Origin of the sequence: Stenotrophomonas sp. PUT21 (genome assembly GCF_052232875.1) — a bacterium.
GTDB classification, from domain to species: Bacteria; Pseudomonadota; Gammaproteobacteria; order Xanthomonadales; family Xanthomonadaceae; genus Stenotrophomonas; species Stenotrophomonas maltophilia_N.
In genome coordinates, this window is the sequence record NZ_CP197645.1 from 1,209,906 (window position 1) to 1,223,455 (window position 13,550).

General features: G+C 66.5%; 11 protein-coding genes and 4 tRNA genes. 8 read left to right on the forward strand and 7 right to left on the reverse strand.

Annotated features, from left to right (window positions below; translation table 11 throughout):
- Positions 1 to 13: 13 nt before the first annotated feature.
- The 3 genes from alaS to ACTT2I_RS05820 all read left to right on the forward strand — a co-directional run bounded on the left by alaS (position 14) and on the right by ACTT2I_RS05820 (position 3,185).
- Positions 14 to 2,662, forward strand: a complete 2,649-nt coding sequence (gene alaS / locus ACTT2I_RS05810) for an alanine--tRNA ligase (RefSeq protein ID WP_421099578.1) — start codon at positions 14 to 16, stop codon at positions 2,660 to 2,662.
- 145 nt (positions 2,663 to 2,807) lie between these two features.
- Positions 2,808 to 3,011 carry a carbon storage regulator CsrA gene (gene csrA / locus ACTT2I_RS05815; protein ID WP_019183311.1) on the forward strand — a complete coding sequence of 68 codons (204 nt, stop codon included), beginning with the start codon at positions 2,808 to 2,810 and terminating at the stop codon, positions 3,009 to 3,011.
- Between the two features lie 81 nt (positions 3,012 to 3,092).
- Positions 3,093 to 3,185, forward strand: a tRNA-Ser gene (locus ACTT2I_RS05820).
- Between the two features lie 58 nt (positions 3,186 to 3,243).
- Here the strand turns inward: ACTT2I_RS05820 and ACTT2I_RS05825 are convergent.
- Entirely contained in the window at positions 3,244 to 3,621 is a 378-nt protein-coding gene (locus tag ACTT2I_RS05825; protein ID WP_088432245.1) for a VOC family protein, read from the reverse strand.
- 186 nt (positions 3,622 to 3,807) lie between these two features.
- Here ACTT2I_RS05825 and ACTT2I_RS05830 point away from each other — a divergent pair, with 186 nt between their 5' ends.
- The 3 genes from ACTT2I_RS05830 (at position 3,808) to ACTT2I_RS05840 (ending at position 8,187) form a co-directional block, all read left to right on the forward strand.
- The gene (locus ACTT2I_RS05830; protein WP_421099577.1) at positions 3,808 to 4,488 is read left to right on the forward strand and encodes an ankyrin repeat domain-containing protein; all 681 of its coding nucleotides are present in this window, start codon (positions 3,808 to 3,810) and stop codon (positions 4,486 to 4,488) included.
- 115 nt (positions 4,489 to 4,603) lie between these two features.
- Complete coding sequence (locus ACTT2I_RS05835; protein ID WP_421099576.1) at positions 4,604 to 5,752, forward strand: aldo/keto reductase; 1,149 nt, start codon at positions 4,604 to 4,606, stop codon at positions 5,750 to 5,752.
- Positions 5,753 to 6,048: 296 nt separating this feature from the next.
- Positions 6,049 to 8,187, forward strand: coding sequence for a TonB-dependent siderophore receptor (locus ACTT2I_RS05840; protein ID WP_421099751.1), 2,139 nt, complete (start codon positions 6,049 to 6,051; stop codon positions 8,185 to 8,187).
- Positions 8,188 to 8,277: 90 nt separating this feature from the next.
- Here ACTT2I_RS05840 and ACTT2I_RS05845 read toward each other — a convergent pair whose 3' ends face one another.
- Positions 8,278 to 8,979 carry a pirin family protein gene (locus tag ACTT2I_RS05845; protein WP_088432242.1) on the reverse strand — a complete coding sequence of 234 codons (702 nt, stop codon included), beginning with the start codon at positions 8,977 to 8,979 and terminating at the stop codon, positions 8,278 to 8,280.
- A gap of 140 nt (positions 8,980 to 9,119) precedes the next feature.
- Between ACTT2I_RS05845 and ACTT2I_RS05850 the strand changes: the two genes are divergently transcribed.
- Positions 9,120 to 10,046 (forward strand): LysR family transcriptional regulator, encoded by a 927-nt coding sequence (locus tag ACTT2I_RS05850; protein WP_088432241.1) that lies wholly within the window; start codon positions 9,120 to 9,122, stop codon positions 10,044 to 10,046.
- Between the two features lie 161 nt (positions 10,047 to 10,207).
- On the forward strand, positions 10,208 to 11,356 hold the full coding sequence (locus ACTT2I_RS05855; RefSeq protein WP_421099575.1) for an alpha/beta fold hydrolase: 1,149 nt from the start codon (positions 10,208 to 10,210) through the stop codon (positions 11,354 to 11,356).
- 79 nt (positions 11,357 to 11,435) lie between these two features.
- Here the strand turns inward: ACTT2I_RS05855 and ACTT2I_RS05860 are convergent.
- The 5 genes from ACTT2I_RS05860 to thiD all read right to left on the reverse strand — a co-directional run bounded on the left by ACTT2I_RS05860 (position 11,436) and on the right by thiD (position 13,510).
- A tRNA-Arg gene (locus ACTT2I_RS05860) sits at positions 11,436 to 11,512 on the reverse strand.
- An 82-nt stretch (positions 11,513 to 11,594) separates the two neighbouring features.
- A tRNA-Arg gene (locus tag ACTT2I_RS05865) sits at positions 11,595 to 11,671 on the reverse strand.
- A 54-nt stretch (positions 11,672 to 11,725) separates the two neighbouring features.
- Positions 11,726 to 11,802, reverse strand: a tRNA-Arg gene (locus ACTT2I_RS05870).
- 62 nt (positions 11,803 to 11,864) lie between these two features.
- Positions 11,865 to 12,704: an alpha/beta hydrolase family protein gene (locus ACTT2I_RS05875; RefSeq protein ID WP_421099574.1), complete on the reverse strand. Its 840-nt coding sequence runs from the start codon at positions 12,702 to 12,704 to the stop codon at positions 11,865 to 11,867.
- Entirely contained in the window at positions 12,701 to 13,510 is an 810-nt protein-coding gene (gene thiD, locus ACTT2I_RS05880) for a bifunctional hydroxymethylpyrimidine kinase/phosphomethylpyrimidine kinase (protein WP_421099573.1), read from the reverse strand. The genes ACTT2I_RS05875 and thiD overlap by 4 nt, the downstream gene beginning before the upstream one ends.
- Positions 13,511 to 13,550: the final 40 nt, after the last annotated feature.

Genomic DNA, 13,550 nt, shown 5'->3' on the forward strand with positions numbered 1-13,550 from the left:
AAGCCAGCCCCCCATGAACGCATCCGTCAAATTCACTACCTCCCAGATCCGCAGCGATTTCCTTGAGTTCTTCAAGGGCAAAGGCCACACGATCGTGCCGTCGGCGCCACTGGTGCCGGGCAATGATCCGACCCTGCTGTTCACCAACTCCGGCATGGTGCAGTTCAAGGACGTGTTCCTTGGCGCCGAGAAGCGCAGCTACGTGCGCGCGGCCGACGTCCAGCGCTGCCTGCGCGCCGGTGGCAAGCACAACGATCTGGACCAGGTCGGCTACACCGCGCGCCACCACACCTTCTTCGAGATGCTGGGCAACTGGTCGTTCGGCGACTACTTCAAGAAGGACGCCATCGCCTGGGCCTGGGAGCTGCTGACCCAGGTCTGGAAGCTGCCGGCCGAGCGCCTGCTGGTCACCGTCTACCAGACCGATGACGAGGCCTACGCGCTGTGGCGCGACATGGTCGGCATCCCGGAAGACCGGATCGTGCGCATCGGCGACAACAAGGGGGCGCCGTTTGCCTCGGACAACTTCTGGCAGATGGCCGAGACCGGCCCGTGCGGCCCGTGTACCGAAATCTTCTATGACCATGGCGACCATATCGCCGGTGGCCCCCCGGGTTCGCCGGATGAAGACGGTGACCGCTTCATCGAGATCTGGAACCTGGTCTTCATGCAGTTCGACCGCCAGCCCGACGGCACCTTGGTGCCGCTGCCGGCCCCGTGCGTGGATACCGGCATGGGCCTGGAGCGCCTGGCGGCGATCCTGCAGCACGTCCACACCAATTATGAAATCGACCTGTTCCAGGCGCTGATCCGCAAGGCCAGCGAACTGACCGGCATGGCCGATCTGGAAAACAAGTCGCTGCGCGTGATCGCCGATCACATCCGCGCCTGCTCCTTCCTGATCGTCGACGGCGTGCTGCCGTCCAACGAAGGCCGCGGCTACGTGCTGCGCCGGATCATCCGCCGCGCCCTGCGCCATGGCTGGATGCTGGGCGTGCGCCAGCCGTTCTTCAGCAAGCTGGTGCCGACCCTGGTCGAGCAGATGGGCGTGGCCTATCCCGAACTGCCGGCCCAGGTCGACACCGTCGTGCGCGCCCTGCAGGCCGAGGAAGAGCGTTTTGCTGAAACGCTGGATTCGGGCATGAAGATTTTCGACGACGTCGCGGCCAAGGTCAGCAACGGCGTGATCCCGGGCGTGGATGCGTTCCGCCTGTACGACACCTACGGCTTCCCGCTCGATCTCACCCAGGACATCGCGCGCGAGCGTGACCTGACCGTGGACATCGAGGGCTTCAACGCCGCAATGGACACCCAGCGCGAGACCGCACGCGCGGCTGGCAAGTTCGGTGGTGGCGTGACCCTGTCGGCCGATCTGGTCGCCACGCTCAAGCCGACCGTGTTCCTCGGGTATGACCGCCTGCAGGCCGACGACCTCGCCGTGGTCGCCATCCTCAAGGACGGCCGCCCGGTGGAGAGCGCCCAGGCCGGTGATGACGTCATCGTGCTGACCAACCAGACCCCGTTCTACGCCGAGTCCGGTGGCCAGGTCGGTGACAACGGCACCCTGTCCGGCGCCGGCGTGCAGGTGGACGTCAGCGACACCCAGAAGTTCGCGGGCCAGTTCCATGGGCACGTGGGCAAGCTCACCCAGGGCAGCCTGAAGGTCGGCGATGTGCTGTCCGGCCAGGTCGATGGCCAGCGCCGCGGCGCCACCATCCTCAACCACTCGGCCACCCACCTGCTGCATGCCGCCCTGCGCGAAGTGCTGGGCACCCACGTGCAGCAGAAGGGCTCGCTGGTCGCCCCCGATCGCCTGCGTTTCGACTTCTCGCACTTCGCGCCGATCAGCGCCGAGGACCTGGCGATCATCGAGCGCAAGGTCAACGAGCAGGTGCGCGCCAACAACGCGGCCGAAGTCCACAACATGGGCATGCAGGAAGCGCTCGAGTTCGGTGCGATGGCGCTGTTCGGCGAGAAGTACGGCGAGCACGTGCGCGTGCTGAAGATGGGCGATTACTCCACCGAACTGTGTGGCGGTACGCATGTCTCGCGCACCGGCGACATCGGTCTGTTCAAGATCACCTCCGAAGGCGGTGTGTCCTCGGGCGTGCGCCGTATCGAAGCGGTGACCGGGCAGGGTGCCCTGGATTACGTGGCCCATGAAGAAGCCCAGCTGAGTGAAGCGGCCGCACTGCTCGGTGGCAACGCCGGCGATGTGGTCGACAAGATCCGCCAGCTCGGCGAGCGCCAGAAGAAGCTGGAGCGCGAGCTCGAGGCGCTCAAGGCCAAGCAGGCCGCCGGTGCGACGGCCGATCTCGGCGCCGGCGCAGTGGAGGTCAACGGCATCAAGATTCTGGCCGCGCGTCTGGAAGGCTTCGATGCCAAGGCCCTGCGCGATGCCATCGACCGCCTCAAGCAGCAGCTCGGCGATGCGGTGATCGTGCTGGCCGGCACCCAGGACGGCAAGGCGGCCCTGGTCGCGGGCGTGAACGGCAGCGCAATGGGCAAGGTCAAGGCCGGGGAACTGTTGGCCCATATCGCCAGTCAGATCGGGGGCAAGGGCGGCGGCCGCCCGGATCTCGCCCAGGGTGGTGGTGAGGACGGGCCCGCCCTTGCTTCTGCACTGGCCGCCGTCGTCGACTGGGTCACCCCCCGTATCTGAACAGCCTGAAGCCTCCTGCTCCTTGATGGGTCGGGAGGCCTGACGGTACTATGGCGAATCTTTTCCCGTTGTCGTGGGGCGCTCTTGCCGGGGCGCCAAGCCGGTGGGGAAATGCCACCACCGGTTCCCCTGGAGACTTGAACAAATGTTGATCCTGACTCGCCGTGTAGGCGAAACCCTGATGATCGGTGACTCGGTCAGCGTGACCGTGCTCGGCGTCAAGGGCAACCAGGTGCGTATCGGTATCACCGCTCCGAAGGACGTGGCCGTGCACCGCGAAGAGATTTATCAGCGGATCCAGCGCGGCGATGAGCCGAATGCATCCGGAAGTGAAAATTCTTCGGATTAAGGCTTTACCTGAGGGCGCGGAAAACGTTATTATTCGCGCCCCCGCTGAGATGATTCATCGCAGCGGCGGACCAAGAACACTGGAGCGGTGCCCGAGTGGCTGAAGGGGCTCCCCTGCTAAGGGAGTATAGGGCTTAAAACTCTATCGAGGGTTCGAATCCCTCCCGCTCCGCCAGTTGTAGAAAAGGCCTTCGTACGCGAGTACGGAGGCCTTTTTCTTTATGCGATCCGGCTCAGGCGACCGATTTGCAGACCGCCTCGATCCGATGCCCATCCGGATCGATCAAGAAGGCGGCGTAATAGTGATCGCCATAATCCTCGCGCAGCCCCGGCGCCCCGTTGCAGGTGCCGCCGACCGACAGCGCATCGCGATGAAACGCATCCACGGCGTGGCGCGAGGGTGCACCGAACGCCAGATGGAAGCCAGCGCCAGGCGGGGAGGCGTCGGCCCGCAGTTTCAGGCACAACAGATCCTCATCGTCGGCATACCCATAGCCGATGGCCTCGTCGTCCTCGAAGACGCGGCGCATGCCCAGCGCGCCGAGCGCGGCGTCATGGAAGGCGGCGGCATGGGCGAGATCGCGCACCCCCAGGGAAATGTGATGCAGCATGGCGATGTGCCTCCGTGTCCAATGTCGCGCGCAGCGTCGCATGAAACCGGCGGAACGCGCGTCGGCCGACGCATTCGGATGGCGAATGCAGTCGATCCCCAATCTTCATTGGTGCCGGCGCGGCGGCTCGGCTACGGTCGTTCTCCAGCGGCGCCCACCGGGCGCCCCCGTGGAAGGAGCAGGAAAATGTCGATGGGACGGAGGTCGCTACGCGGCTGGGTGGTCATGAGCCTGCTGATGGGCACGGTCATGCCGGCCAGTGCCGCTTCGCTGGAAGAGCGGCTGCATCGGGCAGCGGAGAAGGGCGATGCCACTGCGGTGCGCACGCTGCTGGGGCAGGGCGCCGAAGTGGATGCACGCGATGCCGCCCAAGCGACCCCGTTGCTGGTCGCGACCCACCGCAATCACGTGGAGGCCGCACTTGCGCTGATCCAGGCTGGAGCCGACGTCAATGCCAAGGATGCGATCCAGGACAGCCCCTATCTCTACGCCGGTGCCCGCGGGCATCTCGAGATCCTGCGCGCGACCCTGGCGGCCGGTGCGGACCTGAAGAGCACCAACCGGTACGGGGGCACTGCACTCATTCCGGCGGCCGAACGCGGGCACGTGGAGACCGTGGCGACGCTGATCGCCGCCGGCGTCGATGTGGATCATGTCAACACCCTGCAGTGGACCGCGCTGCTGGAGGCGATCATCCTCGCCGATGGCGGCCCACGGCATGTCGAGATCGTCCGTCAGCTGATCGACGCGAAGGCGGATGTGAACCTAGCCGACGGTGACGGCATCACGCCGCTGCAGCATGCACGCCAGCGCGGCTACCGCGAGATCGAGACCCTGCTTCTTGCGGCAGGCGCGCGTCAGGGCTGAGGTCCCGCGTGCGCACCGGCATCGCAATGTTGCCGCTGCCTTGACGCGGCACAGGCATGCTCTGCACTGCCGCTCTGCGAAGGTGTCGGCTTCCCTTGCAGAAACAGGAGTCGCCGTGAACGCACGTCGCCACTTCCTCTCCGTTGCCGCCGCCGGCACCGCTGCTTTCGCCGCTGCCCCGTTGATGGCCCAGTCGGCCGGCCCGGGCAGCGTCCTGCCCACGCGTGGGCAGGCATCGGCAAAGCCCTTGCCGGGCAATCCGGCGCAACAGGGCGGGCGTTACCGTCCGCAGACCCGCCTGGGCCTGGGCGGTGTCGCGATCGGCAACGGGTTTGCGGCCGCGACCGATGCGCAGAGCGAGGCCACCCTCGCTGCGGCGTATGCGGCCGGTGTGCGCTGTTTCGATACATCACCCTGGTACGGGCTCGGCCTGAGCGAGCGCCGCTACGGCCATCATCTGCACAACCATCCGGCGCGCGAGTACACGCTGTCGACCAAGGTCGGCCGCCTGCTGACCGCGACCGCCGGTGAGCTGCAGGAGGTGATGTGGAAGGACCCGTCGCCGTTCCACTACCGTTACGATTACTCCGCCGACGGCACACGGCGCTCGGTGGAGGACAGCCTCAACCGCCTGGGTGTGTCGCAGCTGGATGTGGTCTTCATCCATGACCTCTCGCCGGACAACGAGAAAGACCTCGGCATGCCGTGGGAGCAGCGCTTCGCCGAAGCCGCCAAGGGGGCGATGCCCGCGTTGACGCGCATGCGCGAGGAGGGGCTGATCAAGGCCTGGGGCTTCGGCGTCAACCGCCCTGAGCCGGCGCTGCGCGCGGTGGCCGAGGCAGACCCGGACATCTTCCTGCTCGCCTGCCAGTACTCGCTGCTGGATCACGAGCAGGCCCTGCATGACACCTTCCCGAAGATCGCTGCGCACGGTGCCTCCGTGGTGGTGGGTTCACCGCTGCTGGCCGGCTATCTGGCCGGGCGCGACCGGTATCTGTACGACGGCAAGGTGCCGTCGTGGGCGCCGGAAAAGCGCGCCAGGGTGCAGGCCATCTGCGATCGCCACGGGGTGGATATGCGCACGGCCGCCCTGCAGTTCGCCGATGCACCGGAGGTGGTCTCGGCGGTCATTCCGGGTGCGCGTACGCCGGAACAGGTGTTGGCCAATGTCGCCTCCCTGTCCGTGGCGGTGCCCGCAGCGTTCTGGGCCGAGCTGAAGCAGGAAAAGCTGATCGCTTCGGATGCGCCGGTGCCGCGCGGCTGAGCCGGCTCCGGGACCAGGCAATCGCTTGGCCTGATCGGCACCCCCTGAGGCTCTGATGGGCGCCCCGCCTGTAGAGGGGGCGTCACCTGTCTTCAGGACGGCCCCGCCCGGTGTCATTTCCGCCACAGTCTTTCGCGATAGACCCGGATACGGCATCATGCCGCCCATTCCTTCCCTCCAGCCGCCGCCAGAGGAGTTCCTTCCTGCCTGGAGGCATTGCCGTGTCCGTCGTTCCGTTCCGTGTTGCCCCGATCCGTTCGGGTCGCCGCCCTGCTGTTCTCTCGATCTCCCCGCTGATGCAGGCCATGGCCTGCGTGCTGGGCCTTGCCCTGTCCGCCTCGGCGGTGCAGGCCGAAGAGGCGCCGGCAGGGGACGCACCTGCCAAGGAAGGTGCGCAGACCCTGCAGACCGTGCAGGTCACCGCCAACCAGCTTGGCACCGTGACCGAGGGCAGCGATTCGTACACGCCCGGCACCATCGCCACGGCCACCCGCCTGGTGCTCAGCCCGCGCCAGACGCCGCAGTCGATCAGTGTGATCACGCGGCAGGAAATGAACGACTTCGGCCTCAATGGCATCGATGACGTCATGAAGGTCACGCCCGGGGTGAGCATCGTCACCTACGACAGCGAGCGCACCGAGTACTACGCGCGCGGCTTTGCGGTGCAGAACTTCCAGTACGACGGCATCCCGATGGCACGTGATTCGGCCTACTCGGCGGGCAACACGCTCAGCGACATGGCCATCTATGACCGCATCGAAGTGCTCAAGGGCGCCACCGGCCTGCTGACCGGCATGGGCGACCCGGGCGCGACCATCAACCTGGTGCGCAAGAAGCCCACCCGCGAGCTGGCCGGCAGTGCCACGCTGGGTGTCGGTTCGTGGGACAGCTATCGCGCCGAGGTCGATGTCGGCGGGCCGCTCACCGAGAGCGGGCGCGTGCGCGGCCGCGTCGTGGGCGCCTACCAGGACAAGCATTCCAACGTCGATCATTACCAGCGCAGCAATGAAGTCTTCTACGGCATCCTCGAAGCCGACCTCGGCGAGAGCACGCTGCTGACCGTCGGTGCCGATTATCAGGACAGCGACCCGGAAGGCTCCAGCTGGGGCGGTATTCCGCTGCTGGACAGTGCAGGCAACTTCAACGACATGCCGCGCTCGTTCAACAACGGCGCGCGCTGGAGCCGCTGGGGCCAGTACGCCCGCACCGGCTTCGCCACGCTGGAGCACACCTTCGGCAATGACTGGGTCGCCAAGCTGCAGCTCAATCACCAGGTCAACGGCTATGACGCCTCGCTGGGCGCCGCGGCCGGCGGCAATCCCGATCCGGTCACCGGTGAGGGCGTGAGCATGTGGCTGGGCCAGTACATCGGCAAGACCACCAGCAACGCGGCCGATCTGTATGTCAGCGGAAAGTTCGAGTGGTTCGGCCGGCAGCATGAGCTGGTCGTCGGTGGCAGCGTGTCGCGCAAGCGCTGGGTCAACAACGGCTACTCGCCGCAGCCGGGCTACGTGAGCGACGTCGCCAACTACTACGCCTGGACCGGCGATGTGGCCGAGCCGGACTGGCAGTGGGGCTACGGTGACAACCAGGTCACCCGCGAAAGCGGTGCCTATGTGGTGGGCCGTTTCGACCTGGCCGATCCGCTCAAGCTGATCGTCGGCAGCCGCATCGCCAACTATAAATCTCCGGATACCGACGAGAGTGGCGTGGTCGTCCCGTATGCCGGCCTGGTGTACGACCTCAACCGCAACTTCTCCGTGTTCGCCAGCTACAGCACCATCTTCAAGCCGCAGGGCAACCAGGATGAGCAGGGCCGGGTGCTGGATCCGCTGGAAGGGCGCAGCTACGAAGCCGGCCTGAAAGCGGAGTTCTATGAGGGTCGCCTCAATGCCAGTGCGGCCGTATTCCAGCTGGAACAGGACAATTACGCGCAACCGACCGGCGGCAGGACGCCGAGTGGCGGGATTGCCTATGAAGGCCTGATGGGCGTGCGCACCAAGGGGTATGAGTTGGAAGTGTCCGGTCAGTTGGCACCGGGCTGGCAGGTCCAGGGCGGCTACGCGCACAAGATCGCACGCCAGCAGTCCACCAAGGTTTCCACGCTGGAGCCGGAAGACCAGTTCAGTGTGCACACCAGCTACCGGCTCACCGGCGCGGCCGATGGCTGGAGCGTCGGCGGCGGCGCGCGCTGGCAGGGCAGCACGTTCGGCACCATCACCAATCCGGCCACCGGCGGAAGCCAGGTCCATCGCACCGAGCCCTACTGGCTGCTCGATGCCATGGCCCGTTACCAGTTCAACGACCAGCTTTCGGCGACGCTCAACGTCAACAACCTGCTGGACAAGCACTACTACACGATCTTCAGCTGGTACAGCACCTACACCTGGGGTGAGCCGCGCAACGTGCGGCTGACGCTGAACTACAAGTTCTGATCCACGCAACGACTCATCAACGCAACGACTGATCCACGCAACGAACGACACCCCGGGCAACCGGGGTGTCTACGTTTCCGCGCCGGGTGATTACAGCGCGACGTCGAACACGATGACTTCCGCATCATTGGCGTTCTCCAGCGTCAGCTGCGCCTCGTCGCTGACCTGCAGCGCATCGCCGCTCTCCAGGGTGATGCCGTTGACCTGCAGCTGCCCCCGGGCGACCTGGACGTAGGCGCCGCGGCGTGGGGCCAGTGGCAGGTGGACGCGGTCGTCGCCATCCAGGATCGTGGCGTAGAGGTTGGCGTCCTGGTGGATCAGCAGGGAGCCGTCACGCCCATCGCGCGAGGCGATCAGGCGCAACTGGCCGCGCTTGGTCTCCGGGGCGAAGTGGGTCTCCTGGTAGCTGGGGGTGATGTTCTCCTGATCGGGGAACAGCCAGATCTGCAGGAAGTGCACCGGCTCACTGGCCGAGTGGTTGAACTCGCTGTGGCTGACGCCGCTGCCGGCGCTCATGCGCTGCACATCGCCGTAGCGCAGCACCGAGCCGGTGCCCATCGAGTCCTTGTGCTCCAGCGCGCCGCCGAGCACGTAGGAGACGATCTCCATGTTGCTGTGGCTGTGCGTGCCAAAGCCCTGGCCGCCCTGGACGCGGTCTTCGTTGATCACCCGCAGCGGGCCGAAGCTGACATAGCGCGGATCGTAGTAGTTGGCGAAGGAGAAGGTGTGCATGGAGTTCAGCCAGCCATGGTCGGCCTTGCCACGGGTGTTGCTCTTGCGGATCTGCAGCATGGGAATCTCCTCGGTGTTCGATGGTTTCGATGGTGGTCCGGAGCGGTCGCTGACGGCCCCTTTCCTGTTGGCGCCAGTATCCGCTTGCTCCGGCGCCTTGAAAAACGGATAGTTTTGCAAGCCATCATCGAAAAAATCGAATGCTCAAGCTCAGCCTCGACGCCCTGCAGATCCTGGACGCCATCGACCGCCGCGGCTCATTCGCCGCGGCCGGCAAGGCCCTGCACAAGGTGCCCTCGACCATCTCCTACACGGTCGCCAAGCTGGAAGAGGACCTGGGCGTGCAGTTGTTCGACCGGGTCGGCCCGCGCGCGCACCTGACCCCGGCCGGGGAGGCGCTGCTGGAAGAGGGCCGTCATCTGCTGCGGGCGGCCCGTGAACTGGAGATGCGGGTGCGGCGGGTGGCCTCCGGCTGGGAAGCCGAGCTGACCGTGGCGGTCGATTCGATGTTCGTGCCGGCGTTGCTGGCCGAGGACGTGCGGGCCTTCAATGCGGTGGCCGAACAGACCCGGATGCGGCTGATCACTGAATCGCTCTCGGGTACCTGGGAAGCGCTGCTGGACCGGCGTGCGGACCTGCTGGTGGGTGCGGCGGGCGAGGGACCCAGTGGCGGCGGCTATGTGGTCGAGCCGATGGGCGTGGTGCGTTTCGTGTTCGCCGTGTCGCCCTCACATCCATTGGCGGCCGCGCCCGAACCGTTGGGCCGTGAGCAGCTGGCCACCCACTGCGCGATCGCCGTGGCCGATTCGGCACGGCGGCTGCTGCCGCGTACGGTGGGCCTGCTGATGGGGCAGGAGACGGTCACCGTGCCGGACATGGTCAGCAAGTTCCGCCTGCAGTGCGCCGGGCTCGGCTTCGGTTTCCTGCCCGAGCCGTATGTGCAGCAGGCGGTGCGGGACGGCCGGCTGGTGATCAAACAGGTCGAGGAACCCAAGCCGGAGGAGACGTTCTGGCTGGCCTGGCGCACCGGCGAGGAGGGGGCCGCGCTGACCTGGTGGCGGGAGCGCATGCAGCGCCCGGAGGTGCTGGCGGGCTGGTGGCCCACCATGGAAGGCTGGCTGGGCTGATCGCAGGCCAGGGTAGAAGGGGCCGCGCTGCGGTCCCGGTGATCACGGCGCTCAAGCTGAATCGTGGCTTGGCTGTCATCGGATGGTCATACGGATGCGATAGAGCGGCGCTGACGTGATCGGTACCCTGCCGGACTCGTTTGGTTTCTCCGATTCTGCCCATGAAGCGCTTGCTGCTGTTGCTGCTGGCCGGGGCTGGCCTGTGGCTGGCTGCCTGCTCTTCCTTGACCTCCACCGCTGCCTCGACCTCGTTGAGTGATCGCCTGATCGCGCCCGGCGGCGTATCCACGCTGCTGGACATGCCGCGCATCGCCGACGCGGTGGACCGTGTGCCCAACCGGCATGGGCGGGTGACCGGGCGCGCGGGCGTGCCGATCTTCTGGCGTGCGTTCGACCCCGGTCAGTACGGCCTGCACTATCAGTACCTGGCCCAGGAGCACGACAACGGCGAGCCGCTGCGCACCGGCATGGCGCTCGACCTGCCGCACCCGTTCCAGCCACAGGCGCCGCGCGGCACGGTGGTGCTGCTGCACGGCTGGATGATGAACGGTGATGCGATGCTGCCGTGGTCGCTGCAGTTGGCGCAGTCCGGCTACCGCGTGGTCACCATCGACCTGCGCAACCATGGCCATTCCGGCGCGGGCCCATCCGGCTATGGCACCTTCGAATCCGATGACGTGGTCGATGTCATCGCGGCCCTGAAGGCGCGCGGGGAGGTGGTCGGGCCGCTCTACCTGTTCGGTGTTTCCTACGGTGCGGCCACCGCGTTGTTCACCGCCGACAAGCTCGGCGACCAGGTCACCGGCGTGGTGGCGATGGAGTCCTTCGCCAATGCCGGCGATGCGATCCGCAGCATGATCCCGCACCTGATGTCGCTGCAGCCCACCGCATGGAAGGCCCAAGCCATGGCGGCCTACGGGCGTTGGCGCTATGGCGGGCAGGACATCGACCAGGTGATCGCCGCCGCCAGCCGGCGGCTGGATCTGGATCTGGACCGTGTCGATGTCACCCGCGCGCTGGCCGACAGCCGCGCCTGCGTGCTGCTGCTGCATGGCCAGGACGATCAGCACGTGCCGGTCGGGCAGGGGCGCCGCCTGGCGGCCGCCAGCCCGCGCGTGCATTACATCGAGCTGCGCGGCGAAGACCACATCACCCTGCCACTGCGCGTGGATCTGCTGGGTAGTGTGGTGGATGACTGGCTGGCCCATGACGACCACGCCGGTGGCGAATGCCCGGCCCCGCAAGTGCCGGGCGAAGCCGATCTGATGGCGATGCAGGCGGCGCAGGCGCACGTCGAGCCGCGGGGCTGATCTTCGCTGATGCCGGCCGCTGGCCGTTGCCAACGCAAAAAAAAACAGCAACCGAGGGCTGCTGTTTTCGTCGATGCAATGGTGCGCCCGGAGAGATTCGAACTCCCGACCGCCTGGTTCGTAGCCAGGTACTCTATCCAACTGAGCTACGGGCGCATTTGCATTGTCTGGTTGTGTGTCCTGCCGCGCGTGTTGCCACGTTCGACGGGAAGGCAAGCAGGCTTGCCGTTCGATGTAATGGTGCGCCCGGAGAGATTCGAACTCCCGACCGCCTGGTTCGTAGCCAGGTACTCTATCCAACTGAGCTACGGGCGCATTTACATCGAATTTTCATTACTGATACCGACGGCGAAATCGATACCCTGTTGATGGTGCGCCCGGAGAGATTCGAACTCCCGACCGCCTGGTTCGTAGCCAGGTACTCTATCCAACTGAGCTACGGGCGCGTCAACAGGAGCGGAATTATGCGGATCGGCGTCGCATTCGTCAACGGTTTTTGTGAAGGTCTTCATTCAAATGAATGAAGAAGCTGCTCCACCACGGCTTCCGGCGTTTTCATCCAGGCGAAGTGATCGGCACGCGCACCCAGCATCTGCGCACGGACCACGCGGACCTGCGCACGCATGCCCGGCATCTTGGCCAGCAGGCCCTGCATCGAGCCCGTCGGTGCCAACCAGTCATGGTCCATCACCACGGCGGTCGCCTGGCCGCGTAGTTCGCGCATCCCGGCCTCCAGATCGGTCGCCATGCCAGCGGCCGCATAGTGGTTGTTGAGGCCCACGCGCGACCAGTCGCGGATCAACCCGCGCGCCTCGGTGCCGCCGAAGCCGAGCTTCTTGCCATGCAGGACCCCTTGGCGCTGGGCCAGCCAGGGCAGGAAGCGGTACACCAGCGGCAGCGTCCAGCCGCGCGGGGCCGGGAAGGTGCGCCAGTACGGCGTACCGCTGGCGACCAGCCACACCCGCGCAAAGCGCTGCGGGTGCAACCCGGCGAAGCAGCAGGCCAGCTGACCACCGAGGCTGTGGCCGCCGACGATCAGGGGCGCCGCAGCGTCTGCGGGCACCTGTGCCAGGCTGGCCGGCAGGTCCTGTTCGAGGATCTCGCGATACCCCCAATCCTGCGTGCGCGACGGGCGCAGGCTGCTGCTGCCGTTGCCGCGCCACTCATGCAGGTACACCGCGATGCCCTGTGCAGCGAGGGCCTCGGCGAAGGGCAGATAGTGGCGCGCGGCCACACCCAGCGCCGGCAGCCACAGCAGGCGTGCGCGTGGCTGGGTGGGCATGCGCGCCAGCAGTTCGAAACGATGGCCATCGCCGGTCTGCACGGGCAGGGGAGAAGCGTCGATCATGCCGGGCGTGCCGCGCCGAAGTGGTCGATCACCAGCACCTCGCTGCGGCCCGGGTAGTAACCGCTCTGCAGGCCACGCGCGACGTAGTCGATGGCTGCTTCGCAGGCGTTGGGCAACGAGAGCCCCTGGCACAGCTGCGCGGCGATGGCCGAAGCCAGTGTGCAGCCGGTCCCGTGCGCATCCACCGGCAGCCGGGTATGGATGAATTCTTCGCGGGTCACGCCGTCGAAGTAGCGATCGATCACGCGGCTGCCTTCGTCCAGATGGCCGCCCTTGAGCAGCACCGCCCCGGCGCCCAGCTCGAGCAGCGCGTCCGCGGCATCTTCGGCGTCTTCTGCGGTGATGATGCGGCGGCCGAGCAACAGTTCGGCTTCCGGGGTGTTGGGCGTGAGCAGCGTGGCCAGCGGAATCAGACGCATGCGCATCGCATCCAGCGCGCTCGCCTCGAGCAGTTTGGCACCGCTGGTGGCGACCATCACCGGATCCAGCACCACCTGTGGCGGGCAGTGCTTTTCCAGCGCGTCGGCGACCAGGGCGATCACTTCGGCGTTGGCCAGCATGCCCAGCTTCACGGCATGGATATCGAAATCGGCGAAGCAGGCATCGATCTGCGCCTGCAGGAAGTCCAGCGGCGGCACGTGCACGGCAGTGACGCCGCGGGTGTTCTGTGCGGTCAGCGCGGCGATCGCGGACAGGCCATGCACGCGATGGGCGGCGAAGGCCTTCAGGTCGGCCTGGATGCCTGCGCCACCGCCGGAATCGGAGCCGGCGATGGTCAGGGCGGAAACGGGGCTGGAAGGCGTCATGCCCCGATTGTGCAATGTTTGCCGCCGTCTTGCTGCCGCA

What these genes read in the sequence shown, in the direction of transcription:
- alaS (WP_421099578.1), top strand. Translation starts at nt 14, where the DNA reads ATGAACGCATCCGTCAAATTCACTACCTCCCAGATCCGCAGCGATTTC.
- csrA (WP_019183311.1), top strand. Translation starts at nt 2,808, where the DNA reads ATGTTGATCCTGACTCGCCGTGTAGGCGAAACCCTGATGATCGGTGAC.
- ACTT2I_RS05825 (WP_088432245.1), bottom strand. Translation starts at nt 3,621, where the DNA reads ATGCTGCATCACATTTCCCTGGGGGTGCGCGATCTCGCCCATGCCGCC.
- ACTT2I_RS05830 (WP_421099577.1), top strand. Translation starts at nt 3,808, where the DNA reads ATGTCGATGGGACGGAGGTCGCTACGCGGCTGGGTGGTCATGAGCCTG.
- ACTT2I_RS05840 (WP_421099751.1), top strand. Translation starts at nt 6,049, where the DNA reads ATGCAGGCCATGGCCTGCGTGCTGGGCCTTGCCCTGTCCGCCTCGGCG.
- ACTT2I_RS05845 (WP_088432242.1), bottom strand. Translation starts at nt 8,979, where the DNA reads ATGCTGCAGATCCGCAAGAGCAACACCCGTGGCAAGGCCGACCATGGC.
- ACTT2I_RS05850 (WP_088432241.1), top strand. Translation starts at nt 9,120, where the DNA reads ATGCTCAAGCTCAGCCTCGACGCCCTGCAGATCCTGGACGCCATCGAC.
- ACTT2I_RS05855 (WP_421099575.1), top strand. Translation starts at nt 10,208, where the DNA reads ATGAAGCGCTTGCTGCTGTTGCTGCTGGCCGGGGCTGGCCTGTGGCTG.
- ACTT2I_RS05875 (WP_421099574.1), bottom strand. Translation starts at nt 12,704, where the DNA reads ATGATCGACGCTTCTCCCCTGCCCGTGCAGACCGGCGATGGCCATCGT.
- thiD (WP_421099573.1), bottom strand. Translation starts at nt 13,510, where the DNA reads ATGACGCCTTCCAGCCCCGTTTCCGCCCTGACCATCGCCGGCTCCGAT.